Consider the following 23,753-nt stretch of genomic DNA (forward strand, 5'->3'; position numbering starts at 1 on the left):
CACAGATGGGCGCTTGTGCCGCAGCTCGCCGCGTTTTAAAGTGGAGTGGCTCAAGTGTCTGTCTCCATCCAGCCATGGTGGGAAAAAACATGTCGTTTCATGATCAGAATTACAACGAAAAACGTGACTTTATCCGTATGCGGGTAGAAACTTCTGCGCTTCTGACCCTCCCGGATCAGGCCGACAGCATCCAGATTCTTTGTCAGGATCTGTCCAGTCAAGGTGTTCAGCTGGTTCTGAAACAGCCACTGGCCGAAGGCACCCCGATTGAGCTGCTGATTCCATCACCGACCCCAGGGCTCGATGGTCTTAGGGCCACGGGCGAGGTCATGCGCTGTGTTGCCGCGGATGAAGGCGGCTTTGCTGTTGGTATCCAGTTCAAACAGGTTGAATAGGCTATTCGATAGAAAAAAAGCGCCCATCGGCGCTTTTTTTCTATCGGTCGGGACTCAAAAGGTATCTTCGACTTCGCCGTCTTTGACCTTGTATTCGCGGTTTTGCAAGAAAGCATTACGCACAAAGTTATAACGATCGCCCCGAATCAGTCGTTCCTGGGAAAGCAGCCCAGCGCGAATATCAATCAGATCGACCCCCAGCGCGGTGTTACGCGTGGGTACGTGATCAATCTGCTGGCTGTAATTAATCAGGGCCACGCCGTCTACCACTCGACCGCCGGTATCCCTGACCGTACTCGGACCCAGTAAAGGCAGCACTACATACGGACCACTTTCCATACCCCAGGCACCCAGGGTTTGTCCAAAGTCTTCGTCATTACGCTGCAGGCCCATGCGCGTGGCCACATCAAAGATCCCGACCACACCGAGGGTCGAGTTCAGCAGAAAACGTGCGACATCCACACCGGCATCGTGGAATTTGCCTTGCAGGGTGTTATTGACCAGGTTTTTTGGCTCACCCAAGTTCTTGAAAACATTTGTGATGCCGTCGTTCAGCGGCTCAGGCATAACCCAGTTGTAACCCTGGGCAATCGGCTTGAGCGAATAGGTATCCACCGTGTCATTGAAACTGAACACCGCACGGTTAACTGGCTCCCATGGGTCAGTACTGGCATATTCATCGACATAATCATCATAGTCTTCCGAGGCCATAGCCGGTGTATTACACAGACCGGTTAATGCACAGAAAAGCAGGGTCCGTATCGATAAGCTACTAGGGTTCATCCAGAACATCTCCTATTAAAATCGGTGCGACGGCCCCAAGGCTAGCATTCGCAGACCCTGTGATTGTAATGCAATATTCCTCTATCACCAGTGATTTCTGACCATGACTAAAATTGAAAAAGAACCACTTTATGTTGCTGCCATCCCCGTTCGCTGGGGAGACATGGATACCAACCAGCATGTGAACAACACCCGTTACTATCAATACCTCGAGGAAGCACGCATCGCTTGGCTCGACGGACTGGGGGCTCCGCGACGTCAGATTGGTCAAGGCCTGGTACTGTTATCCTGCACTCATCACTTCCGCAAGCCCGTCGATCATCCAGCAACCGTGTTGGTAGAGCTGTATGCCGGCACGGTTGGCCGAACCAGCCTGAGCCTGGAACACCGTATGTTTGTCGAGGGCAGCAGCGAGCTGGTTGGCTATGGCGAGGTTAAGCTGGTGTGGATTGAAACGGCCACGCAAAGACCTGTCCCCGTGCCCGACAAAGTCAGAATTGCCATGGGTCAGGAACCCTTGTGATAAATCTGAGGCATCAACGCAGACGGATACCCCTACGCTGGGTATAGTAAAGACAGCGCTGACAATAAATGGAGCGAACCATGCCCGCACGTCGTTTGAAAACCCAGCTTGAAAGCTTGCATAACGCACTGAAGCAAACCGAAGGCCCTCTGTCTGAAGAAGAACGGGAAGCACTGCAGCAATTGGCCAACGATATCGAAGCCAAATTGGAAGCACTTGAGAAGAATGCCGATGCCGAGGCTGATCCGACCCTGGTGGATGGTGTGAATTTGATGGTCGAACAGTTTTCTGCGCGACATCCCACCGTCGCAGCCACCTTGCGCAGTGTGGTTCAGACGCTGTCAGACATGGGCATCTGACGCTACTGCCTGGCCACCCTGAGGTTTTCCGGAAACTGCGCCGTGGTCGAGCGAAAAGGGTTGATATCCAATCCGCCGCGACGCACATAACGGGCGTATACGGTCAGCTCGGCACCCTGACCCAGTACAGCCAGCAAATCGGTAAAGATGCGCTCGACACACTGTTCATGAAAATCGGAATGCTGACGAAACGATACCAGATAGCGCAACAGACTGGGATGATCGAGACGATGGCCGCTATAGATGATCTGTACGCTAGCCCAGTCAGGCTGACCGGTTACCGGGCAATTTGACTTGAGCAGGTGACTGAAAAGGCTTTCCCGTGCCAGCCCTCCCGCCTCGGCCAGTTGCAACAGGCTGGCGTCGTAATCATAGCGATTGATGTCTATCTGCTGATCATCCAGACACACGCCGGGTAGCTGCGCCATGCCCTGAGCATGCAGTTGCGCCATGGTAAACAACCTGACCATCACGGGTCCCTGCGCCGCCACGCTCAAGTCCGATTCGAGCGTATGCAGTACATCCGCACGGTCACGGAATACTGTCTGATTAAAGGAATTGAGATACAGCTTGAAGGATTTGGACTCGACAATCCGCCGCGCCTTGATCGGGAACACAAACTCCGCTGCAGCCATCTCTGGCTTGCCCGAGGGACTGAGCCAGGAGAGCTCATAACAGTTCCAGATATCTGCCCCATGAAAGGGGAGACTTTCTGCTTGCAAGCCCAGTTCCTGCCATTTCAGCTCCCGAGCGATAGGGAACAACAACGACGGCGTATACAGGCTGACATAGGCACTGCTTTTGCCCAGCGGCGATTGGTCGGCGGGGTGCTGAGACATGCTCATTCTCCAAGCTTCAGGTGCTGAAGCATACCCTCAGCAGGCTTTACAGACTAGCCCTTGCCCCCCGCACTATTGACGCATCCCGGTTCCGCGCACCAGCAAGCGATAACTGATGGCATACAGCAGCACAACAAAGGTCATCATCATGACCAGCGCGACCCCGATCGGGATATCAGACACGCCCAGAATACCAAAGCGAAAAGCGTTGACCATGTGCAGTATGGGATTGATCAATGAAACCGATTGCCAAAATTCCGGCAGCATATTGATCGAGTAGAACACCCCGCCCAGATAGGTCAGAGGTGTGAGCACAAAGGTCGGAATGATTGAAATATCATCAAAGGTCTTGGCAAACACCGCATTGATGAAGCCACCCAGGGCAAACACCAGTGAGGTAAAAAACACCACCACTATAGTCAGCCCCAGATGCTGTACTTCCAAGCGAGTAAAAAACAACGACATCAGCGTGACAATCAGGCCCACGGCCAAACCGCGCGCAACGCCACCAAAGGTATAGCCCAGCAAGATCACATGCGGTGAAACTGGCGCCACCATCAACTCTTCGATGGAGCGCTGGAACTTGGTACTGAAAAAGCTCGACACCACATTGGAGTAGCTGTTGGTAATCACCGCCATCATGATCAGACCAGGCACGATGTAATCAATGTAGGGGTAACCATCCATATCGCCTATACGACTGCCGATCAAGTTGCCGAAGATGACAAAATACAGCGCCATGGTGATACCCGGCGGCAACAGCGTTTGTGCCCAGATGCGGGTGAAGCGTCGTATCTCCTTACTCACTATGGTCAGAAATGCAATCCAGCTAGCATGCCAATGCGACATATCAGGCAGCCCCTTTTTCGGCGTTTTCATCAACCAGCATGAGGAACAGTTCCTCCAGACGGTTACTCTTGTTGCGCATGCTCAATACCTCAATATGCTGAGCTGACAAAGCCACGAACAGATTGTTCAGACCCTGCTGCTTGTCGACCTGAACCTGCAAGGTATGCTCATCTATCCGGCTACAGCTGTAGCCTTCAAGCTCCGGCACCTGCGCCAGTGATTGCTTGCAATCGAGCAGGAATGTTTCGGTATGCAGCTCCTTTAGCAGGTGTTTCATGCTGGTGTTATGAATGATTCGACCCTGATCAATGATCGCGATATTGCGGCACAGCTGCTCAGCTTCTTCCAGATAGTGCGTGGTCAGAATAATGGTTATGCCCTGTGCATTGATCTCCTCCAGAAACTGCCACATGGAGCGACGGATTTCGATATCAACCCCGGCCGTGGGCTCGTCAAGAATCAACAAGCGCGGCTCATGGATCAGCGCGCGGGCAATCATCAAACGGCGTTTCATGCCTCCAGAAAGCATCCGCGACGCTTCATTGCGCTTGTCCCACAAGCCCAGCCGCCGCAGATAAATCTCGGCCCGCTCACGAGCCTGCTTCAACGGAATACCGTAATAGCCAGCCTGATTGACCAGGATATCCATAACCTTTTCGAACTGGCTGAAATTGAACTCCTGCGGCACAACACCAATACAGCGTTTGGCGGCCAACAGGTCATGGTCAATATCATGGCCAAAGACACTGACCTGCCCCGAGGTTTTGTTAACCAGCGAGGACAGAATGCCTATGGTGGTGGATTTCCCCGCTCCGTTGGGACCGAGCAAGGCAAAGAAATCGCCCTGCTTGACCTCCAGATTGACGCCCTTCAACGCAGTAAAACCGTTGCCATACGTCTTTTTTAAATCGTGGATGCTGATAGCTGCTGTCATTAGCGCCTTCCGGCCAGGATGGGAGGGTTAAGGATATGGGGGTGGACTGTATGAAAAACAAGACCCAGGGACAACAGCGGCAACCCTTTTGGCTGCCCTGCCGGCTTGAGAATGGCTGATATCAATGCCTTTATGAACGTCACTGTACGCAGTCAGCTCGCCGACCTCGGCTACGGCAACGCAGTCGTTACGAACGGAGGTTCAGAGACTGCCATCAAAGCGTCCCAGCCTTGCATCCCGAAAAAACAGGCTGCTTATCGGCAAACCATCCTGTTACATCCCACGGTTACTATCGCAGGCCCAAGGGTCTATGCTGTGAACTGGATTCTTGGAAGAAGGAACGCTCTATGATCACCCTGCTCTGGCTTCTTGGCCTGATTCTGGGCATCGCCGTACTGGCCTATATCCGTAGCGGCCTCGCCAACGGCAGCATTGCAGTCGCCGCTTACCTTCTGGTCTTGACCCTGTTTGGACCTGCACCCTGGCCTGTTGATTTACTGCTCTGGGCACTGTTTATTGGCATTGCATTGCCCCTGAATCTGCCTGACTGGCGTCGAAAGAGCATAAGCACGCCACTGTTCCATTGGTTCAAGAAAGTCCTGCCACCCATATCCGATACAGAACAAGAGGCGCTGGACGCCGGAACGGTATGGTGGGATGGCGACCTGTTCAGTGGCCGTCCGGACTGGAACAAGCTGCATGCCTTTCCCAAACCGACTTTAAACGAAGAAGAGAAAGCCTTCCTCGATGGCCCGGTGGAGACCCTGTGCCAGATGACAGATGAATGGCAAGTCACTACCGAACTGCAGGATTTAACCCCTGAGTGCTGGTCCTTTATTCGCGACAACGGTTTTTTTGGTCTGATTATTCCCAAGGAGTATGGCGGCAAGGGCTTTTCGGCCTACGCCCACTCGCAGATTGCCATGAAGCTGGCCAGTCGCAGCGGCGACCTCGGCTCCACCGTGATGGTACCGAACTCCCTGGGGCCGGCCGAATTGCTCATGCATTACGGCACCGATGAGCAAAAAAACCATTACCTGCCACGGCTGGCCGCCGGAACCGATATTCCCTGTTTTGCCCTGACCTCGCCAGAGGCCGGTTCAGACGCAGGCGCCATGCCAGACAAAGGCGTTGTTTGTAAGGGCGAATGGCAAGGTCAACAGGTGATCGGCCTGAAAGTGACCTGGGAAAAACGCTATATCACCCTTGGCCCGGTGGCCACACTGCTCGGCCTGGCATTCAAGGTTTACGACCCGGAGCATTTGCTTGGCGAACAGGAAGAACGCGGCATTACCCTCGCGCTGATTCCCACTGAGACACCCGGTGTCGAGATTGGTCGCCGGCATTTCCCGTTGAACGCGGCCTTCATGAACGGCCCGAACGCCGGCAAGGATGTGTTCATCCCCATGGACTATTTGATTGGCGGCCAGGACATGATCGGCAAGGGCTGGGTCATGTTGATGAACTGCCTGTCCGTTGGCCGTTCCATATCACTACCAGCCGGCAGTACCGGTGCAGCGAAAATGGCCAGCATGACCACCGGCGCCTATGCTCGCATCCGTCGTCAGTTCAACCTGCCCATTGGTGAGTTCGAAGGCATTCAGGAAGCATTGGCACGCATTGGCGGCAATACCTATGTGATGAATGCCGCACGCAGCATGACCGCTGGCGCCGTGGACCTTGGCGAGAAGCCCTCAGTGCTTTCGGCGGTGGTCAAATACCACCTGACTGAACGCATGCGAAAATGCATCAACGACGCCATGGATGTGCACGGCGGAAAAGGCATTTGCATGGGCCCGAAGAACTACCTGGGCCGCGGCTATCAATCGATCCCCATCTCCATCACCGTTGAAGGCGCCAATATCCTGACCCGCACTATGATGATCTTTGGTCAGGGCGCAATCCGCTGCCACCCTTTCGTACTGCGGGAAATGCAAGCAACCCAGGAAGCAGATGAGCACACAGCCATCACGCGCTTCGATGAACTGTTATTTGAGCATGTCGGTTTTGCCCTCGGCAATGCAGCAGGCAGTCTGTTGCTGGGACTCACCGCAGGCCGCGTGGTGAAAACCCCCGGCACTAATGAAACGCGACGTTATTATCAGCAAATGAGTCGACTCGCAGCCTGCTTCGCGACCCTGACGGATGTCACCATGCTGATGCTCGGCGGTGAGCTCAAACGCCGTGAGAGACTGTCGGCAAGACTCGGCGACATTCTCAGCAACCTCTATCTGGCTAGCGCCACACTCAAGCACTTTGAAGACCAGGGGCACCCGGACGAGGATCTACCCTTCGTGGCCTGGGGCGTTGAGACGCTGTTGGCTGAAACCGAGCAAGCCATTCATGAGATTCTGCTGAACTTCCCGGATCAACGTCTGGCACCGCTACTTCGTGTGCTGATGTTTCCCCTGGGGCGCAGACTCAAGCCGCCGCATGATGCTACCGGTGCTGAAGTCGCACGCCGTCTGATGACACCCGGAGCGGCACGTGACCGACTGCTCGACGGCTGCTATCGCAGCAACGACGCCGATGATGTGACCGGCCTGCTGAACAGCGCGCTGGAGAAAGTCATCATAGCCGAGCCGCTCGAGCTGCGTCTGAGCAAAGCCCAGCACACCGGCGAACTCGAGCATGACAGCGACGCCGATATGCTCGAGGTAGCGGCCGAGCTGGGTGTAATCAGTCCGGACGAGGCCAAGCAGGTACGTGCTGCGCGCGAAGCCAGGGCCAAGGTCATAGCGGTTGACGACTTTGCCCCTGCCGACATGAAACCCGCACCGCGCAAGACGCGCAAGACCAAAGCCTGAAGGTCAGTGCCGGGGGTACAAAACCCCCGGCACTTTGCTAGACTCCCGCGCATCGTCTCAGGAGCCCGCCATGAATATCACCCTGCCCTACCATGTTTACCATATTGCCCTGCTGAAGAGCCTGTATGACACCCTGCGCGCCCAGTCCATGCTGATGGAGCAGGTACCGGAAGAAAGCAACCTGCTGTTCCTTGAACGCTTCGAAGAAATGATCAATCAGCTCGAGGCTGGCGAACAGGATGCTCTGTTCAGCGGTCAGGAAATTCTCTGCCAGATTATCAGCCGCTACCCGCAGATAGCCCACCTGATCCCGCGTGACCTGCTCTGGTATTTTGGTGGTGATTGCCTGCACTTCATGCCCGACGATGAAATTGCCCAGTATCAGCTGATTGACGAACACCGCGCCGCGGCCGAAGAGCGCGGCGAAGTATTTAACTGGGAGCAGGCGAGACAGTTGATTCAAAGTAACTAAGAGATACCTTGGAGCTGGAAGCTGGAAGCTGGAAGCTGGAAGCTGGAAGCTGGAAGCTGGAAGCTGGAAGCTGGAAGCTGGAAGCATCGAGTCTGCGGATATTGCAGGCCCTGTCAACATACTGAATCCACATGCCATAGCGCTGGGCGAGCAATGCACGACCTTGCGCTAGGACGCTTTCACGGCGGAACAGTCACCCCTACTGGCCAGACAGGCGCATCGGTGCAATGTGAACGAGCTTCAGGTGGGAGTGGCGGCCTCGCCGCGATGCCCTTAGCTAAATCTCAAAACCAGCCTTATTTCAGGCACAAAAAAACCGCCAGCAAGCGGTTTCTTTGTTACATATGGAGCGGGAAACGAGACTCGAACTCGCGACCCCGACCTTGGCAAGGTCGTGCTCTACCAACTGAGCTATTCCCGCAAATCTGACGCCGAAGTGGCGTCCCCTAGGGGACTCGAACCCCTGTTACCGCCGTGAAAGGGCGGTGTCCTAGGCCACTAGACGAAGGGGACACAGTTCCGGACTTCACAGTGCCAAGCTTATCAGCGCTGGCGTCTTGCTGCAGCCAACTTTCGTTGTTTGCTGCAAGTGGCGCGCATTTTATGCAGGGCCTCAACCAGCGTCAAGCCCTAAGTCGGTCTTTTTTCAGGTTATTCGACTTAAGGTCACGCTTTAGGCTAAAGCCTTGTTCAATCGCCAAAGTAATATCATAAGGCCATTTACACTCAAGCCTTTCTTAAGAAGAGACTTTGTGGCATAACGTTTCAAACAAGCTCAACAAAAAAGAGAGATAGAGCGTGTCACCTTTATTAATTGGCGCTTTGGTTGGCGGCGGTGTACTTCTCCTTCTGAGCATCGGCTTTATCAGCCATGCCATGGAGCGTGCGCGCATTGAACGGGCAAGACTCAGTGCCGAGCTGATTGCCCGCGTCAACATCTGTTCCGGCATCGCCAGCCAGCTTCCCGGTCAGTTCATGAGTCCTGACCTGAAGAAACTCTTGTTGCACATTGAGATCTTTCTGCTTGAAAAACTCCTGCGACTTGACCGCAAGCATGTCCGCGCCCAGGACATGCTTGACAGTGCAGAGCGACAGTTGCGCGCACCTGATGCGCAAATTGCCAACCCTGTGGTGAAAATCGACAGCCAGATGCGTGCCAAGGAGGTCAAGGAGCAGCTGGAAAACCTCAATAACCTTCTGCAGCAAGCCCACCGTGATGGTCTGCTGGACAAGGCCGGCCTGATGGAGTGGTCCAGCCAGATCAGTCAGCACCTGATCACCACCGCCATACAAATGTTTCAGGTCATGGCCGAAGAAGGCATGCGTCAGGGTAAACCGCGGGTAGCCAAATTGCAGTACGAGCGGGCGATCAGCTACCTGAACAGCTTGCAGAATCCAGCCTATGCGTCCCACATCGAGCGCTTCAGGCAACTGCTGCAAATGGCCACTGATACCATCGTGCAGGCGGAACAGGCTGCCACAGCACAGTCCAGCGAGCTCAGTGCCGGTCTGCAGGAGCTTGAGCAGACCGACGAATCCTGGAAGAAGAAATCAGTCTACGACGACTGAGCAAACTGGCTGTCCCAACACCCGCCATGGACCTGATATGCCCCTTACCCTGTATGGCGCGATTCTGTCGCCCTTTGTTCGCAAGATTCGTGTGCAACTGGCTGAGCAGGACATAGCCCATGAGCACGTCGCGATAGGCCCGTTTCAGCAGCCTGACTGGTTCTACCAGATCAGCCCACTGGGACGCATACCTGCCATCCAGGATGGTGAGTTGAAACTGGCTGACTCGGCAGTGATCGCTCAGTATCTGCAAGACAGATACGCCGGCCCATCCCTCTATGGTGAGACGGCCGAGGAGGCTGCGCAGGTGCGCTGGCTGGAAAAATACGCCGATTATGAACTGGCACCCCATGCTACCTTCAGCGTTTACAGCGAACGCTTTCTGCACCCATTGATCGGCAAGCAAACCGATGAAGACAGAGTAGCCAAGGCTCTGCAAGAGACTATTCCACCGCTGCTTGATTACCTCGAACAACAACTCGACAACAAGCCCTTTCTGGTCGGCAAGCAGTTCAGCCTGGCTGATATTGCCGTTTGCTGCCAATTGATCAATATGGCCCATGTGGGCGAACTGATTGACGACAGCCGCTGGCCAGGGCTGGCCTCGCTGCTCAGCCGGGTGACTGCTCGCAGCAGCTTCAGCAGCTTGCTGCCAGCCGAGCACCAGCTGATCGCCAAGCTCACCAACCGCGGTTAGTCACACCCCGAACCGGTCGCCTCTGCCAACAACTGCCGTCCAACCCAGGAACGGGCAAACTGATAGGCACAGCGACCATTGCGGTTACCCCTGCCAGTTGCCCAGCGCAGAGCCTCCTGCTGCAGAGGATCAGACCAGTTCCAGCTCAAACCGAACTCGGTAGCCAATTGCCCCAGCCAGTGCCTGACCACCTCCAGGTACTGATCCTGGGAAAAGGGATAAAAAGACACCCAAAGCCCAAAACGGTCTGACAGCGCCACCTTTTCTTCAATGGCCTCACCTGGATGCAACTCACCATCGACCATGCTTGCTGCCAGATTGTCGCTACGCTGTTCCGGCAACAGATGCCGACGGTTCGAGGTGGCATATAACAGCAGGTTCGGCGGCGCAGATTCCACTGTGCCATCCAGTACCGTCTTCAGCGCCTTGTAGCCAATGTCGTCGGCCTCAAAGGCCAGGTCATCGCAGAACAATATGAAGCGCCAGGGCAGATCACGTATCTGCGCTACCAGCGCGGGCAAGTGCAGCAGGTCAGCCTTGTCCATCTCAATCAAACGCAAGCCTTGATCGGCGTAGGCGGCCAGCAAGGCGCGTATCAGCGACGATTTTCCGGTTCCGCGCGCACCCCACAGCAGGGCATTGTTGGCTGGCAAACCACGAACAAACTGTGCCGTATTGGCCTGCAGCAGGGTCTTTTGCCGAGCCACGCCGAGCAAGTCATCCAGTTGATTATCCAGTCGCACATTCAGTACCCGTAGCCAGCCACCCTCACCGGCAGGCATCCAGCGTGCAGCCAACACGCTGGACCAGTCAGGCGCAGATACGGCATCAGCATCTCCCTGTTCCAACCTGTCGAGCGCCGCAACGACCCGCTGCATGAATTGCTGTGCAGTGATTTCTGACATAGAGTCCTCCCTTGAAGATTGCAGAAGAATGCCACGCGCACGCCCTTCTCACCAGACAGAGTTGGGCTATGCTCAGGGACAGACCATTGCCGCAGGACGTGCATGAACATTCGTTTCACTGATCGCCTATCGTTCAAACAGACCCGGCTCGGGGTGCTGGCGGCCTTTATTCTGGGCACCTTGCTCGGTTTGCTGCAGGTAACTGTTGACTACCGGTCGGAAAACGCCGCGATAGACAATGAAGTGCAGGCGCAGATCAACGTCAGCCTGGGACCAGCCTCACGTATCGCCTACAACATTGATGCCGAACTGGCACTGGAACTGGTCAACGGTCTGCTCAACTCACCACCCGTGGTACGTGCCGAAATCATCGACAGCAACGCCATTGCCCTCGCCAGCGTCAGCCGCCCCATGGCCAGCAGCCCGTATCGCGCCGTCAGTGACGCCCTGTTTGACCGGCGCCGCACCTACTCCCAGGCCCTCTACGTCCATCACGCCCCTGAGGAGCTGCTAGGTCACCTGGTCATTGAAGTCGATACCTTCCATCAGGGTGCCAACTTCCTGCGCCGCGCCGGCCTGACCATGCTCTCCGGCTTTGTCCTCAGTCTGGTGCTATCCCTGGTACTTATGGTGCTGTTCTACGGCATGCTGACCAAGCCCTTGGTACGCCTGATTGATGATCTGCTGAACATGAACACCGGCAGCAGTGACAGGAGTCGGCTGCCCTGCCCTGACCACCATGAACGCGACGAAATTGGCGCCCTGGTGGAAGTGATCAACCGCCAATTGCAAAGTATCGACGTCACCATGCGTCAGAAGCTGCGGGCCGAAGAGCGCCTGAGACAGTATCTGGAAGAGCTGGAAATCATTGTCGAAGCACGCACCACCGAACTACAGGAAACCAACGCCCAGTTACGCCGCTCGAATCAGGATCTGGAAACTTCGCGCGAGGAGGCCCTCGGCATGGCCAGAGCGCGCTCCGCCTTTCTGGCCAGCATGAGCCATGAAATCCGCACACCGATCAACGGCCTGCTCGGGATGATCGGACTGACGCTGGATAGCCCTCTGAACAGCGAGCAACATCAACAGCTGACCATTGCCTATGATTCCGGCAAGGTGCTGGTCGAACTGCTTAATGACATCCTTGATCTATCCAAGTTTGAAGCAGGCAAATTGCAACTGGAGCACATTCCCTTTGATCTCGGCAGTTTGCTTGAGGATACCGCCAGCCTGCTGTCTCAGAATGCCGGCAAACAGGATGTTGAGCTGACCTGCCGCATCGACCCACTGTTGCCCGGCCTGCTGTTGGGTGACCCCACACGCATTCGGCAAATCGTCAGTAACCTGCTATCCAATGCCCTTAAATTCACCGAGCAAGGCACAGTGGCACTCCAGGTCGACATTCAGCCGACTGCAGGACTCGGCAAACAGGTTTGCATCAGTGTCACCGATACCGGCATTGGCATTGCCGAGGAGTCACTTGAGAGTATTTTCTCGCCCTTTACCCAGGCAGACGCCCAGATTTCCCGCCGCTTTGGCGGTACCGGGCTGGGCCTGGCCCTGTGTAAAAGCCTGACTGATGCCATGCAGGGCCAACTGGCCGTCAGCTCAACCCCAGGCAAAGGCAGCACCTTCAGCGTCACACTGCCGATCAACATCTACCAGCAGGCACCTACAGTTGAGCCGCCGCCGCTGTGTCGTGTACTTATCTGGAATCGCCAGGGCTCGAGGCAGGGTCATATTCTTCACGAGATGCTAAGGCACTGGAAAGTACCGAGTCAGCTGCTCGAGTATGCCGAGAATCACCTGCCCGAGCTGCCTGACAAGCAAAGCGACCTATGGCTTTTGGACTCGACAACCTTGGCCAGCCGTATCAGCCAGTTGCATCGGGAGACACCTCGCTTGTTGGTCTGCCCCTATTCGCAACTGCTTGACCAGGGCGAGGCACATGACTTTGGCATTCGTCGACAAGTCGCTAGTCCACCCGCACGAGCCAGGCTGTCCAAAGCCATGCATGACTGCCTCCAGGAGGCCGGTGGTGAGCCGGAACGGCCCAACGCCAGCCCCGAACCAACTGGCCAGCGGATACTACTGGTAGAGGACAACAGCGTGAACCAAATGGTCGCCAAGGGCATGCTAAGCCGGCTGGGCTATGAGGTAGACATCGCCGAGCAGGGCGAAGTCGCGCTGACACGGCTCGAGGAGGAGGAGTACGACCTGGTGCTAATGGACTGCAATATGCCGGTATTGGATGGATACGAAACCACCCGACGCATGCGCGCCGACCCGCGCTGGCAACAGATCCCGGTTATCGCGCTTACCGCCAACGCGCTGCAGGAGGACCGGCAGCGCTGCGAACAGGCGGGCATGAACGACTATCTGGCCAAACCCTTCAAGCGTGAGGATCTGCAGGTACTGCTGGAGAAATGGTTGAAACGCACGTCCTGACAGCCCTGCTCAGCCCAACAACGCCTCGATATCAGCGGTCAGATCAGCTGGCGACGTGGACGGCGCGTAGCGCTTGACCACCCGGCCCTGGCCATCGATCAGGAACTTGGTAAAGTTCCACTTGATACCCTTGCTACCCAAGAGACCCGGCGCTTCGGCCTTGAGTCTGACAAACAACGGGTGCGCCTCGGCACCATTGACATCGACCTTGCTGAACAAGGGAAAACTGACGCCGTAATTGATTTCGCAGAAGCTGGCAATGTCATCGGCATCACCAGGCTCCTGAGCGCCAAACTGGTTGCAGGGAAAACCCGCCACGCGCAGGCCCTTGTCGGCATAGCGTTGCGACAACAGTTCAAGCCCTTTGTACTGCGGGGTAAAACCACACTTGCTGGCCGTATTAACCACCAGATAAGCCTTACCGCCCAGATCACCCAAACTGCTATCACGGCCATCCAGGGTGGTACAGGGGATACTCAGAATTGACTCGCTCATGCTGCTTCTCCAAAAAAGATGGGCTAATCCGGGCGTCAGCGGGGCTGCAGACGCAGGCAGACGGAATTGATGCAATAGCGCAGCCCGGTGGGCGGCGGCCCATCGGGAAAGACATGTCCCAGATGCGCATCACAGACCGCACAGAGTACTTCAGTTCGATGCATGCCATGACTGAAATCCTCGGCCGTGGCCACCACCTCCTGATTGATCGGCGCGTAATAGCTGGGCCAGCCGCAGCCGGCATCGAACTGTGTATCGGTATCGAACAAAGGCGTGTCACAACATACACAGTGATAGCGCCCAGGTTGAGTATTGGTGTAATACTCACCAGTGAACGGCCGTTCGGTGCCTTTCAAACGACAGACCTGAAATTGCGCGTCATCCAGTTGGTCGCGCCAAGCGTCTTCTGACTTGATCACTTTCTTCATGTTTTGCTCCAGCGTAGCGTCATACAGACTTTCCCAGTCGGGCTTTCAGGACGTATGATGCGTGTTTTAACCCTATTCGCACAGCCCGGGATCGCACCATGCAGGTTAGCAAGTCGAACAAATTGGCCAATGTCTGTTATGACATCCGCGGACCTGTTCTGCGCCATGCCAAACGCCTCGAAGAAGAAGGCCACCGTATTCTCAAACTGAATATCGGCAATCCTGCCCCTTTTGGCTTTGAGGCGCCCGAAGAAATTCTTCAGGATGTGATGCTGAATTTGTCCACTGCCCAGGGTTACAGTGATTCCAAAGGGTTATTTTCTGCCCGCAAGGCGGTCATGCACTATACCCAGACCAAGGGTATACCCAATGTCAGCATAGAAGACATCTATCTTGGTAACGGTGTTTCCGAGTTGATCGTGATGTCCATGCAGGGCCTGCTGAACAATGGCGACGAAGTACTTATCCCGGCACCAGACTATCCGCTCTGGACCGCCGCCGTGAGCCTGTCCGGCGGCAAGCCGGTGCACTATCTGTGTGACGAGCAGGCCGACTGGTATCCGGACATTGACGATATCCGCAGCAAGATCACCCCGAACACCCGGGCCATGGTGGTGATCAATCCGAACAACCCGACCGGCGCGGTCTACTCGCGTGACATGCTGGAACAACTGGCGCAGATCGCCCGTGAGCATAATCTGATCCTGTTTGCCGACGAGATCTACGACAAGATTCTATATGACGGCGTAGAGCACGAATCACTCGCCGCGATCGCACCCGACGTGCTGTGCCTGACCTTCAATGGCCTGTCCAAATCCTATCGGGTTGCTGGCTTCCGTTCCGGCTGGATGATCATCAGCGGGCCCAAGCAGCGCGCGCAAAGTTATATCGAAGGCATCGACATCCTTGCGTCCATGCGCCTGTGCGCCAACGTACCCGCCCAGCATGCAATCCAGACCGCGCTGGGTGGCTATCAGAGCATCAATGATCTGATTCTGCCGGGTGGCCGCCTGCTGGAACAGCGCGACACCGCCTGGGAGCTGCTGAATGAAATCCCCGGCGTCAGTTGCACCAAGCCCAAGGGCGCGCTCTATCTGTTCCCGAAACTGGATCCGAAGATGTACCCGATCCACAACGACGAGAAGATGGTGCTCGACCTGCTGTTGCAGGAAAAGATTCTTGTGGTACAGGGTACGGCCTTCAACTGGCCCTGGCCGGATCACTTCCGCATCGTCTCGCTGCCGCGCAAGGATGATCTGGAAATGGCCATTGGCCGGATTGCCAACTTCCTCAAGACTTACCGTCAGTAATAACGGGGCCAGGACAGCGCATGGCGGATCTGCACATTGACGACTTCTATCAGGATGTCTCCGGCATCCTGTTGGGGTTGTACAACAGCTTTCCGCGTCCCACCACGCTGTTTGTCAGCGACCTGATAGGTGAGCACGAACCAGACGCCTTTGGTGTTCCCGTCCCCCGTCACCAGGCCTGCTTCAGTGCCATGCTCTGGCTCGCTGATGAGGGTTTTCTGCGATACAGCGACGTCATACGCCAGGAAGCCATAGACCAGTGTTGTCTCACTGAGCGCGCGTTCGTGCTACTCTCCACACCAGTTAGCGAATGGCAGGATGATCAGCTACCGGCGAGCATTGCCCGTCAGCGAGCCACCCTCGCCCAGCAACTGCGCAACGCCCGCGCCAGCGAATCCTCAAGCCAATTGGCTGCGGTGGTGCAGCGCTGCTTCAGCCCGCGTCAATAGGCACTCAAAACACACGATTTGAAATAGACTGGCAATTGAAAAGCCGGTGAAATCACCCAATATAAGCTCACGACGGTGCAGGTTTATTGATTGTGGGAAGACAGTCATTTATCTGCTTTAAACTTCTCTGGAGTGCTTCACACCATGATGCGCATTGTTTTGTTTTTGGCGACCAACCTGGCCGTGGTATTGATCGCCAGTCTGACGCTGAACCTCTTGGGCCTGGGCCGCATTCATGACGGTCAGGGTGGAATGAATTTGCAGGCGCTGCTGGTCTTTTGCGCGATCATCGGCTTCGCCGGTGCATTCATTTCCCTGTTGATGTCCAAATGGATGGCCAAACGCAGTACCGGTGCAAGGGTGATTGAAACACCCGCCAACCGTCAGGAGCAATGGTTGGTTGATACCGTCGCACAGTTGGCGCGACAGGCCAATATCGGTATGCCTGAAGTGGCCATCTTCCCATCGCGGGCGGCTAACGCCTTTGCCACCGGCTGGAACAAGAATGCCTCCCTGGTAGCCGTATCCGATGGCATGCTGCAGCGCTTCAGCCCGAATGAAGTCAAGGCCGTGATGGCCCATGAGATTGGCCACGTTGCCAACGGCGACATGGTCACCCTGACCCTGATTCAGGGCGTAGTGAATACCTTCGTCATGTTCTTCGCCCGTATCATCGGCAACATTGTCGACAAGGTGGTGTTCAAGAATGACAGCGGTCGCCCGGGCTTTGGCTACATCATTGCAACCATCTTTGCCGAACTGATTCTGGGTATTCTCGCCAGCATTATCGTCATGTGGTTCTCGCGCCAGCGCGAGTACCGTGCCGACGCCGCCGGTGCGCAACTGGCCGGCAGCGGCAACATGATTGCAGCGCTCCAGCGCCTGCAGGCTGAACAGGGTATTCCCGTTGAAATGCCCAGCGAAATGACCGCTTTCGGCATCAACGGCGGCCTGAAAAACGGCCTGGCCGGCCTGCTGCTCAGTCACCCACCGCTGGATCAGCGGATTGAAGCCTTGCGGGCGGGGAATTTCCGGTAAAACCAGCGGCAAGCGGCAAGCCTTAAGTTGCAAGTAAAAACAAAGCAAAAGCCTGCAGAATTAAACACTCTGCAGGCTTTTTTGGTTTGGTTTGGTTTGGTTTGGTTGTAGCTTGTAGCTTGTAGCTTACGGCTTGTAGCTTGCAGCTTGCAGCTACCCGGCTACCCGGCTAGCTGGCCTGCCAGTTGGCCGGGTACAGCATCTCCTCCCTATAGCCGCTCAACACCCGCCGCAATCCGGTCAATTGCTGATCCAGTTCGCTGTCGCCGCTATCGAGCAGAAAAGGTCGGCCCGCCAAGGTTTTGAGCTTGGTCTTGGTTGCCACCACCAGGAGATTGTCGAGTCCCACGGCGCGCACTATGCGAGGGGAAATCTGTTGATTGCCACGTCCGAGAATATGACCCTGGGCGCCGATGGCAGTGACCAGAATGCGCCAATCGCCACCTTCACTGACCAACTGCGAGAGTTGCTGCTCGTTGACATCCACCGCCGTCAGGCGGCCGCCCTGCAGCACATCAACACCCAGCAGCGTGCCTTCCAGCCCCATGGCTTGCAACAGCCCCTGGGTGGTTGACCCGGGGCCCAGTATCCAGCTCACCTCCGGGTCCTCTGTCAACCAGGCGGTAATGTCATCCAGCACCAGACTTTCCTGCTCCAGACCGCCCTGTTTGACCTGCTGTACAAAGCGCCCCTCCTCCGGCACAGACAGCTCGCCATAGTGTTGAGTACGGACCTTGCCAGCGCGAAACGCTTGCTCATCAATATCCCGCACCTCGGCTTCACCACGCCGAACCAGATCGCCCTGTACCAACAGACTGACCAGCTCACCGGCAGCACGGGGGTTGACCGCGTAAACCCCGGAGTGGATTTTCACACCGGCAGGGACACCCAAAACCAGTTGACCGGCCCGCGCGCTGTTGCAGATATTGCGCGCAGTGCCATCACCACCGGCAAATAACAACAGATCGATACCCGCCTCCTGCAATTCAACAGCCAACCGCTCGGTGTCCAAGGCGTTGGTCTCAGCATGGCTCAAGTGACCTATCACCTGAAATTCAAAGCCCATCTCAGCCAGTAGATCCGCGCCCATGCAACCGGGCGCCGTGAGTATTTTCAGACGTTCACGCAACGGCAGCAGCACCTCAAGGGCCTGCCTGACCCGCCGCTGTGCCTGCGGTACCACTCCCATGGCCAGGGCCTGTGCGGCGACACCATCAGAGCCTTTGAGTGCGGCCTGGCCACCCAACCCGGCCAACGGATTGATCAGCAGGCCCAGCCTGAATTGCTGCAACATTGTTCATTAACCTCGGAAAAAGCTGTCATACAACGGTCATTTCAGTGCCATATCCTGCATTTATCCGGGGCAGCACAGCACCGGATCACGCAACCCGGATGCCCAAAATGGAGAACACCATGAGCGTACACACAGAGCAAAGGCTTGATAGCCAGGCTGGTATCGTGCTGCACCCCGCGCAACTGACTGGCGGCTGGTTGATCGATGAGCAAGGACGTGAAATCGCCATTACCGAACAAATGATTCAGGATGCCTGCGAAGCACTGGAACGCGGCAACCTCAATCTGCAACCGCTAAGCCGTCAGGCCTGCTGATCCAGTTCACAGCCAGCTGCACGTAATAGCCTCTGGGCCTCTTCAGTGAGGCCGGCAGTATTCACCCTGAGAGACTTCATTTCTCGCCGCAGGGGATAGTCACGACGCAGTTGATCAAAGCCACTACGCCGGTCAGCGGCGTCCAGACGACGCTGCAACATCTCCCGCAGCCGCGCATCGTCATCCCGGACATCGTATACCCAGCGCAGGGCGCGACTCAGCAACCAGTCAGGCTCGGTCGCGGGATCGAATGCCAGCCGGGTCAAACCCGCCGAGCTGGCCAAGTCCGACAATTGCAGTTCGGCCGGTCGTGCCAGGTGGGCACAGAGTGCCTGATAGATAAGCGCCGTTCCGCGCAATTTGCCATCCAGACTGTAACCGGCAATGTGCGGTGTGGCCAGTGCACAACGCGCCGCCAACCGCACATCAACATCCGGCTCATACTCCCAGACATCCAGTGCCACCTGCACATCAGGGCGGGCATTCAACACGTCGAGCAAGGCGGCATTATCAACCACAGGACCGCGACTACTGTTAATCAGCCAGGCGCCCTGCGACAGTCCCGTCAGGCGTTGGCGATCCAGCAGGTGGCGCGTTGCATGCGCACCACGATCCGACAGGGGCACATGACAACTGATCACATCGGCATGTTCAAGCAGGGTCTGTAAATCCACCAGCCCAGCTGTACCTTGTTCGGCACGCGGTGGATCACACAGCAGCGTCCGAACCCCCAGTGCATCCAAGGTATCGCTCAGCCTGCGGCCTACCTCACCGACCCCAATGATACCGACTGTCCGCTCCCGCCAAGATTGACCTGTACGTTCAGACAGTGTCAGCAGGCAGCTAAGAACATACTCAACGACACCACGAGCATTGCAGCCCGGCGCACTGGCAACCGTCACACCGGCCGCGGTGAGGCCATTCATATCAAGGTGATCGGTACCAATGGTACAAGTACCAACAAAGCGCACCGGGGTACCCGACAGCATCTCGGCCGTTACCTTGGTCACCGAGCGAACCAGCAATACATCGGCGTTCACAAGGTCAGACGTTTTTATCCCCCTTCCAGGCAGACGTATGATCTGAGCGAACGAACCGAAAAACGCATCGAGTAATGGAATGTTTTCGTCAGCAACGATCTGCATGTATCAGCGCTCGTGGTTATCTTTATCCTTTGCTACGCCCTGATCAAAAACAGAACGCAACAGACTCAGAAAGGCATTCGGGCAGGTAAATGCCAAGGGCATGTTGCCCGCAATCCATCTTTGATCTTTTCTGCCAAGGCTCAATCAATAGATTCTGATCCCTTGGACTCGGCTGTCAGTTTGCTCGCGAGAAAGTATCCCACCCCGCTTGATTTGGCACGATAGAGCGCCTTGTCGGCAAGATGGAGCTGCTGCTCAGGTGCCAGCGTACTGGACGCACTGGCAACGGCAACGCCCAGGCTAACCCCAATGTTATAGGTATCACCTTCTATATCAATGGGCTGAACTATCGCGCTGACCACTTTATCTGCCATCCGCTCGACAGTTTCTTCAGAGGCACCCGGCAGCAGTACCACAAACTCATCACCACCCTGACGCGCAACCGTGTCCGTGCTGCGCAGCGAATTACGCAGGCGCTGGGCAATTTCCTTGAGAATCAGATCACCTGTGGCATGCCCGTGAGTATCGTTCAATGCCTTGAATTTGTTCAGATCAAGCATGAACACCGCGTAAGGCGTACCCGCGCGAATGCGTTCTGCTTCGGTGCGCTGCAGGGCGAGACTAAGCAACCTGCGATTTGCCAGCCCTGTCAGACTGTCCAAGTGGGCCATGCGATTGAGCGGGGCGATCATATTCCGGGTTACGAAGTACACTGCCAGCGCCGAAAGAATCAGGCCGAGAGCCAGCATGGCAAGTATCACCCGCTCCATTTTCTGGTAGGGCACAAGTGCACGCTCCAATGACAAGCCCAATACCATAAGCAATTCAATTTCACCGTTGGCATGCAATGGGATACTGCGCATTTGATAACGCTGCCCAGGCGCGTCCAACCGCCATTTACCTCGCTGGTGCTGCTCCAGGTTGGCAGTCACCTGCTCGACTACCGCACTGGGCAGGGTACTGGAACGCCCTTCCCACTGACCCTTTGCCGAGCGCACCAACAGACTGATATCCAAATCATTGAGCTGCCCCAGATCACGCAAGAAAGCCTCATCCAGGGCAAAACCGAGGACCAAGCGAGCGCTAAGATCAGGCGACATAATCGGTGTACTGATAAGTTGATAGACCTGCGTCGGATCGCCACCAAGAGCAACGATATGCGCTCCCAGACTGGCAGTTATCAGCACGTTAACGTCCACGTCCTCAGGGACAGCACCGCCCTTTGGCATGACCGCAGTGATCAGTTGGTGGTCAGGATCAGTGAGCATGACGAGCGATGCGTCCATGCGCTGCCCGTGATTCTCGAGCATGGAGCGAACCGTAGCCAGGTCACCGTTAGCCAGAGTCTGACGCAGACCAAAGTCTCGGGCGAGCACCTGAGAGGCTTGCTTTATCCGTTCATGGCGCAGGGTCAGCAAACGATCGATAACCTGAGCGCCGGTTTCCAGTTCGCCATCAAGCGTCGCAGTCGCAATCGTGCGATTTGACTGTAACACAACAAAATAGCCCCCGAGCTGGATGAACATCAGCAGCAGAATCAGGCAAACAATGATTCTCCACTCATAGGAGCGATAGTCCATTACATCTCCAGATCAGTAAAAAAGGGGCATATTCGACATTGCACTCATTCTAGACAGGTGTTGGATTCAGCGACAGCTAATATGCTGGCGCGTACTCAGGCCTGAGATAGATCGATGTCAAACTCTGCACGGCTTAGAGGCAAGCCCGGACGATAGGTATCGATCAGTACATCAATAAAGCGTCCTGGTCGCTCAGGCATCGCCTGGTCCAGATAGCTCAGCAGCTGCGTATGTACGCTGCGCTGAAAAGGCCCTGAATCGGTTGACTCACCGTTAAGGTTGTCCAGGCTTACACTGAAGGGATGTCTGGCAGCCGCACAGAATAGCCATTCCAATGCCTGGGGCTTGACTTCAACCCGCTCGAATTGGTGCTGTTGCTCGGCATTTCGCCCATCAGGCGCATACCAGTAACCAAAGTCCGGCAGCATCCGGCGCTGCTCACCAGCCACGCACCAATGCGCTATTTCATGCAAAGCACTACGAAAGTAGTCACGGGTAAAAATGATTCTGTGCTGTGCCGATGTGACGTCCGCAGGAAGATACTCAGGCTCGTCACCACCACCCACCAGAATAGTGTTGTAATCGCATGCGAAGCAGGTTTCAAACAGACGGATCAGGTCCTGACTTTGATGTTTCATGGATGGCTGGACAATATCGGGCAAGTTGTTAGGATGGGGCGCTTTTCACCCAGACTGATCCCCCTTATGAGCAGCCCAGAGTCCGGCACCTATCGACGCCGCAGTGTAACAGAATTACGTGCGCTGATCTGGCTAGCCCTGCCGATCATTGCCGCACAGATGGCGCATACCCTGCTCGGTTTTGTCGACGCTGCCATGGCCGGCCGGGTCAGCGCTGTAGACCTGGGCGCCGTGGCTCTGGGCAATGCCTTCTGGGTGCCGGCCTTCCTGTTTCTGACTGGCGTGCTGATGATCATCACCTCCAAGGTCGCCGCCAACAGCGGTACCGGCCGTGATCAGCAGAGCGGCTCACTGGTGCGCCAGGGCGCCTGGCTCGGTCTGTTTATCGGCTGCCTGTGCGCCGCCTTTCTGTTTTCCGTGGAACCCATACTGCACTGGATGGCCGTCGAGCCGCAGCTGATCCCGACCACGGTCGGCTACTTGCAGGCGGTTGCCCTGGGCTTTCCTGCGGTGGCGCTGTATCAGGCCTTGCGCGGCCTCAGCGATGGCCTGTCACAAACCAAACCGACCATGTTGATCGGCTTTCTCGGTCTGATCCTGAACGTGCCGGCCAACTATGTGCTGGTCTACGGCAAGCTCGGCTTTCCGGCCATGGGCGCCGTCGGTTGCGGTGTCGCGACCGCACTGGTCATGTGGTTCATGCTTGGTTGCATGCTGGTCTACCTCAGAGGGGCCAAGCGCTTCACTGTCACCGGCCTGTTTGAGCGTTTTGACTGGCCACGCTGGAGCGATCAGCGTCACCTGCTGGGACTGGGCCTGCCGATCGGCATCGCGCTGTTTGCCGAAACCAGCATGTTCTGCGTGATCGCCCTGCTGATTGGCGGTCTGGGCGCCGTGGTGGTGGCCAGCCACCAGGTGGCCCTGAACTTTTCCTCGCTGACCTTTATGGTGCCCTTCAGTCTCGGCCTGGCCATCACCGTGCGGGTAGGCCACAGCCTCGGCCTGAACGGCGCCCGTGCCGGACTGTTCGCTGCCAAGATGGGCATGGCCGTGGCGCTGGTCTTTGCCCTGCTGGCCGCCGCCCTGATGTGGGGGCTGGCCGACTGGATTCCCTATCTGTATACCGATGATCAGGCGATTATTCAGCTGGCGGCCCAGTTATTTGTCTATGCCGCCCTGTATCAGGTCTCGGACGCCATTCAGGTCGCCTGCGCCGGGGCGTTGCGCGGATATCAGGATACGCGCCTGCCCATGCTGCTGACCCTGGTAGCCTACTGGCTGATCGGCTTGCCCAGCGGCTATGTACTGGGCCTGACTGACCTGTTCGGGCCAGCCCAGGGGCCAGCCGGTTTCTGGCAGGGGCTGATCATCGGTCTGAGCGCGGCAGCGTTATTTCTATCCCTGCGCCTGGCCTGGGTCAGCAAACAGCGCCGCCGTCAGGAAAGTCTTCGCACTAGCGGACAACTCCGGTAACGCCCTGCC

General features: G+C 56.3%; 24 protein-coding genes and 2 tRNA genes. 13 read left to right on the forward strand and 13 right to left on the reverse strand.

The window, feature by feature from the left end; translation table 11 throughout:
• Positions 1-89 precede the first annotated feature (89 nt).
• Positions 90-395 carry a PilZ domain-containing protein gene (locus tag AC27HQ_RS09860; RefSeq protein WP_487155982.1) on the forward strand — a complete coding sequence of 102 codons (306 nt, stop codon included), beginning with the start codon at positions 90-92 and terminating at the stop codon, positions 393-395.
• A 54-nt stretch (positions 396-449) separates the two neighbouring features.
• Here AC27HQ_RS09860 and AC27HQ_RS09865 read toward each other — a convergent pair whose 3' ends face one another.
• The gene (locus tag AC27HQ_RS09865; protein WP_487155983.1) at positions 450-1,187 is read right to left on the reverse strand and encodes an MlaA family lipoprotein; all 738 of its coding nucleotides are present in this window, start codon (positions 1,185-1,187) and stop codon (positions 450-452) included.
• A gap of 94 nt (positions 1,188-1,281) precedes the next feature.
• On the opposite strand from AC27HQ_RS09865, the gene AC27HQ_RS09870 reads away from it, so the two are divergent.
• Both AC27HQ_RS09870 and AC27HQ_RS09875 read left to right on the forward strand, forming a co-directional pair.
• Positions 1,282-1,701 (forward strand): acyl-CoA thioesterase, encoded by a 420-nt coding sequence (locus AC27HQ_RS09870; protein WP_487155984.1) that lies wholly within the window; start codon positions 1,282-1,284, stop codon positions 1,699-1,701.
• A gap of 80 nt (positions 1,702-1,781) precedes the next feature.
• A complete protein-coding gene (locus AC27HQ_RS09875) occupies positions 1,782-2,060 on the forward strand; it encodes a DUF4404 family protein (protein ID WP_487155985.1) in 279 nt (92 codons plus the stop codon).
• A 2-nt stretch (positions 2,061-2,062) separates the two neighbouring features.
• Here AC27HQ_RS09875 and queF read toward each other — a convergent pair whose 3' ends face one another.
• The 3 genes from queF to AC27HQ_RS09890 form a co-directional block, all read right to left on the reverse strand.
• Positions 2,063-2,899 carry an NADPH-dependent 7-cyano-7-deazaguanine reductase QueF gene (queF, locus tag AC27HQ_RS09880; RefSeq protein ID WP_487155986.1) on the reverse strand — a complete coding sequence of 279 codons (837 nt, stop codon included), beginning with the start codon at positions 2,897-2,899 and terminating at the stop codon, positions 2,063-2,065.
• Positions 2,900-2,971: 72 nt separating this feature from the next.
• Entirely contained in the window at positions 2,972-3,748 is a 777-nt protein-coding gene (locus tag AC27HQ_RS09885; RefSeq protein WP_487155987.1) for an ABC transporter permease, read from the reverse strand.
• A 1-nt stretch (position 3,749) separates the two neighbouring features.
• On the reverse strand, positions 3,750-4,682 hold the full coding sequence (locus AC27HQ_RS09890; RefSeq protein ID WP_487155988.1) for an ABC transporter ATP-binding protein: 933 nt from the start codon (positions 4,680-4,682) through the stop codon (positions 3,750-3,752).
• Positions 4,683-5,029: 347 nt separating this feature from the next.
• On the opposite strand from AC27HQ_RS09890, the gene AC27HQ_RS09895 reads away from it, so the two are divergent.
• Positions 5,030-7,489: an acyl-CoA dehydrogenase gene (locus AC27HQ_RS09895; protein ID WP_487155989.1), complete on the forward strand. Its 2,460-nt coding sequence runs from the start codon at positions 5,030-5,032 to the stop codon at positions 7,487-7,489.
• 76 nt (positions 7,490-7,565) lie between these two features.
• A complete protein-coding gene (locus AC27HQ_RS09900; protein ID WP_487156063.1) occupies positions 7,566-7,961 on the forward strand; it encodes a PA2817 family protein in 396 nt (131 codons plus the stop codon).
• Positions 7,962-8,306: 345 nt separating this feature from the next.
• Here the strand turns inward: AC27HQ_RS09900 and AC27HQ_RS09905 are convergent.
• A tRNA-Gly gene (locus AC27HQ_RS09905) sits at positions 8,307-8,382 on the reverse strand.
• Between the two features lie 16 nt (positions 8,383-8,398).
• A tRNA-Glu gene (locus tag AC27HQ_RS09910) sits at positions 8,399-8,474 on the reverse strand.
• A 285-nt stretch (positions 8,475-8,759) separates the two neighbouring features.
• On the opposite strand from AC27HQ_RS09910, the gene AC27HQ_RS09915 reads away from it, so the two are divergent.
• Together AC27HQ_RS09915 and AC27HQ_RS09920 are read left to right on the forward strand one after the other, a co-directional pair.
• Positions 8,760-9,530 (forward strand): hypothetical protein, encoded by a 771-nt coding sequence (locus tag AC27HQ_RS09915; protein ID WP_487155990.1) that lies wholly within the window; start codon positions 8,760-8,762, stop codon positions 9,528-9,530.
• Between the two features lie 37 nt (positions 9,531-9,567).
• Positions 9,568-10,227 carry a glutathione S-transferase family protein gene (locus AC27HQ_RS09920; protein ID WP_487155991.1) on the forward strand — a complete coding sequence of 220 codons (660 nt, stop codon included), beginning with the start codon at positions 9,568-9,570 and terminating at the stop codon, positions 10,225-10,227.
• Here AC27HQ_RS09920 and AC27HQ_RS09925 read toward each other — a convergent pair.
• A complete protein-coding gene (locus tag AC27HQ_RS09925; RefSeq protein ID WP_487155992.1) occupies positions 10,224-11,132 on the reverse strand; it encodes an ATP-binding protein in 909 nt (302 codons plus the stop codon). The genes AC27HQ_RS09920 and AC27HQ_RS09925 overlap by 4 nt on opposite strands.
• 102 nt (positions 11,133-11,234) lie before the next feature.
• Between AC27HQ_RS09925 and AC27HQ_RS09930 the strand changes: the two genes are divergently transcribed.
• A complete protein-coding gene (locus tag AC27HQ_RS09930) occupies positions 11,235-13,580 on the forward strand; it encodes a hybrid sensor histidine kinase/response regulator (RefSeq protein ID WP_487155993.1) in 2,346 nt (781 codons plus the stop codon).
• Between the two features lie 9 nt (positions 13,581-13,589).
• Here the strand turns inward: AC27HQ_RS09930 and AC27HQ_RS09935 are convergent, their stop codons facing one another.
• Together AC27HQ_RS09935 and msrB are read right to left on the reverse strand one after the other, a co-directional pair.
• On the reverse strand, positions 13,590-14,075 hold the full coding sequence (locus AC27HQ_RS09935) for a glutathione peroxidase (RefSeq protein ID WP_487155994.1): 486 nt from the start codon (positions 14,073-14,075) through the stop codon (positions 13,590-13,592).
• A gap of 35 nt (positions 14,076-14,110) precedes the next feature.
• Complete coding sequence (gene msrB / locus AC27HQ_RS09940; RefSeq protein ID WP_487155995.1) at positions 14,111-14,503, reverse strand: peptide-methionine (R)-S-oxide reductase MsrB; 393 nt, start codon at positions 14,501-14,503, stop codon at positions 14,111-14,113.
• A 98-nt stretch (positions 14,504-14,601) separates the two neighbouring features.
• Here msrB and AC27HQ_RS09945 point away from each other — a divergent pair, with 98 nt between their 5' ends.
• The 3 genes from AC27HQ_RS09945 to htpX all read left to right on the forward strand — a co-directional run bounded on the left by AC27HQ_RS09945 (position 14,602) and on the right by htpX (position 17,300).
• Positions 14,602-15,813: a pyridoxal phosphate-dependent aminotransferase gene (locus AC27HQ_RS09945; protein WP_487155996.1), complete on the forward strand. Its 1,212-nt coding sequence runs from the start codon at positions 14,602-14,604 to the stop codon at positions 15,811-15,813.
• Positions 15,814-15,833: 20 nt separating this feature from the next.
• A complete protein-coding gene (locus AC27HQ_RS09950) occupies positions 15,834-16,262 on the forward strand; it encodes a hypothetical protein (protein WP_487155997.1) in 429 nt (142 codons plus the stop codon).
• 144 nt (positions 16,263-16,406) lie between these two features.
• Positions 16,407-17,300, forward strand: coding sequence for a protease HtpX (gene htpX / locus AC27HQ_RS09955; protein ID WP_487155998.1), 894 nt, complete (start codon positions 16,407-16,409; stop codon positions 17,298-17,300).
• Between the two features lie 169 nt (positions 17,301-17,469).
• Here htpX and AC27HQ_RS09960 read toward each other — a convergent pair whose 3' ends face one another.
• Positions 17,470-18,591 carry an ATP-NAD kinase family protein gene (locus AC27HQ_RS09960; protein WP_487156064.1) on the reverse strand — a complete coding sequence of 374 codons (1,122 nt, stop codon included), beginning with the start codon at positions 18,589-18,591 and terminating at the stop codon, positions 17,470-17,472.
• A 122-nt stretch (positions 18,592-18,713) separates the two neighbouring features.
• Between AC27HQ_RS09960 and AC27HQ_RS09965 the strand changes: the two genes are divergently transcribed.
• The gene (locus AC27HQ_RS09965; RefSeq protein WP_487155999.1) at positions 18,714-18,908 is read left to right on the forward strand and encodes a PA1571 family protein; all 195 of its coding nucleotides are present in this window, start codon (positions 18,714-18,716) and stop codon (positions 18,906-18,908) included.
• On the opposite strand, the gene pdxB is transcribed toward AC27HQ_RS09965, so the two are convergent.
• The 3 genes from pdxB to AC27HQ_RS09980 all read right to left on the reverse strand — a co-directional run bounded on the left by pdxB (position 18,896) and on the right by AC27HQ_RS09980 (position 22,271).
• Entirely contained in the window at positions 18,896-20,053 is a 1,158-nt protein-coding gene (pdxB, locus tag AC27HQ_RS09970; RefSeq protein WP_487156000.1) for a 4-phosphoerythronate dehydrogenase PdxB, read from the reverse strand. The two genes, AC27HQ_RS09965 and pdxB, sit on opposite strands and share 13 nt — an antisense overlap.
• Before the next feature lie 140 nt (positions 20,054-20,193).
• Entirely contained in the window at positions 20,194-21,633 is a 1,440-nt protein-coding gene (locus AC27HQ_RS09975) for a GGDEF domain-containing protein (RefSeq protein ID WP_487156001.1), read from the reverse strand.
• A 95-nt stretch (positions 21,634-21,728) separates the two neighbouring features.
• Positions 21,729-22,271 (reverse strand): elongation factor P hydroxylase, encoded by a 543-nt coding sequence (locus AC27HQ_RS09980; protein ID WP_487156002.1) that lies wholly within the window; start codon positions 22,269-22,271, stop codon positions 21,729-21,731.
• A gap of 66 nt (positions 22,272-22,337) precedes the next feature.
• Here AC27HQ_RS09980 and AC27HQ_RS09985 point away from each other — a divergent pair, with 66 nt between their 5' ends.
• Positions 22,338-23,744 carry an MATE family efflux transporter gene (locus tag AC27HQ_RS09985; protein ID WP_487156003.1) on the forward strand — a complete coding sequence of 469 codons (1,407 nt, stop codon included), beginning with the start codon at positions 22,338-22,340 and terminating at the stop codon, positions 23,742-23,744.
• Positions 23,745-23,753: the final 9 nt, after the last annotated feature.

It is taken from the genome of Halopseudomonas sp. 4NH20-0008 (assembly GCF_057548395.1).

Coding starts and splice junctions, on each gene's coding strand:
- AC27HQ_RS09860 (WP_487155982.1), top strand. CDS start 90: ATGTCGTTTCATGATCAGAATTACAACGAAAAACGTGACTTTATCCGT.
- msrB (WP_487155995.1), bottom strand. CDS start 14,503: ATGAAGAAAGTGATCAAGTCAGAAGACGCTTGGCGCGACCAACTGGAT.
- pdxB (WP_487156000.1), bottom strand. CDS start 20,053: ATGCAGATCGTTGCTGACGAAAACATTCCATTACTCGATGCGTTTTTC.
- queF (WP_487155986.1), bottom strand. CDS start 2,899: ATGTCTCAGCACCCCGCCGACCAATCGCCGCTGGGCAAAAGCAGTGCC.
- AC27HQ_RS09875 (WP_487155985.1), top strand. CDS start 1,782: ATGCCCGCACGTCGTTTGAAAACCCAGCTTGAAAGCTTGCATAACGCA.
- AC27HQ_RS09890 (WP_487155988.1), bottom strand. CDS start 4,682: ATGACAGCAGCTATCAGCATCCACGATTTAAAAAAGACGTATGGCAAC.
- AC27HQ_RS09975 (WP_487156001.1), bottom strand. CDS start 21,633: ATGGACTATCGCTCCTATGAGTGGAGAATCATTGTTTGCCTGATTCTG.
- AC27HQ_RS09920 (WP_487155991.1), top strand. CDS start 9,568: ATGCCCCTTACCCTGTATGGCGCGATTCTGTCGCCCTTTGTTCGCAAG.
- AC27HQ_RS09945 (WP_487155996.1), top strand. CDS start 14,602: ATGCAGGTTAGCAAGTCGAACAAATTGGCCAATGTCTGTTATGACATC.
- AC27HQ_RS09925 (WP_487155992.1), bottom strand. CDS start 11,132: ATGTCAGAAATCACTGCACAGCAATTCATGCAGCGGGTCGTTGCGGCG.
- AC27HQ_RS09935 (WP_487155994.1), bottom strand. CDS start 14,075: ATGAGCGAGTCAATTCTGAGTATCCCCTGTACCACCCTGGATGGCCGT.
- AC27HQ_RS09950 (WP_487155997.1), top strand. CDS start 15,834: ATGGCGGATCTGCACATTGACGACTTCTATCAGGATGTCTCCGGCATC.
- AC27HQ_RS09965 (WP_487155999.1), top strand. CDS start 18,714: ATGAGCGTACACACAGAGCAAAGGCTTGATAGCCAGGCTGGTATCGTG.
- htpX (WP_487155998.1), top strand. CDS start 16,407: ATGATGCGCATTGTTTTGTTTTTGGCGACCAACCTGGCCGTGGTATTG.
- AC27HQ_RS09865 (WP_487155983.1), bottom strand. CDS start 1,187: ATGTTCTGGATGAACCCTAGTAGCTTATCGATACGGACCCTGCTTTTC.
- AC27HQ_RS09895 (WP_487155989.1), top strand. CDS start 5,030: ATGATCACCCTGCTCTGGCTTCTTGGCCTGATTCTGGGCATCGCCGTA.
- AC27HQ_RS09870 (WP_487155984.1), top strand. CDS start 1,282: ATGACTAAAATTGAAAAAGAACCACTTTATGTTGCTGCCATCCCCGTT.
- AC27HQ_RS09930 (WP_487155993.1), top strand. CDS start 11,235: ATGAACATTCGTTTCACTGATCGCCTATCGTTCAAACAGACCCGGCTC.
- AC27HQ_RS09885 (WP_487155987.1), bottom strand. CDS start 3,748: ATGTCGCATTGGCATGCTAGCTGGATTGCATTTCTGACCATAGTGAGT.
- AC27HQ_RS09985 (WP_487156003.1), top strand. CDS start 22,338: ATGAGCAGCCCAGAGTCCGGCACCTATCGACGCCGCAGTGTAACAGAA.
- AC27HQ_RS09980 (WP_487156002.1), bottom strand. CDS start 22,271: ATGAAACATCAAAGTCAGGACCTGATCCGTCTGTTTGAAACCTGCTTC.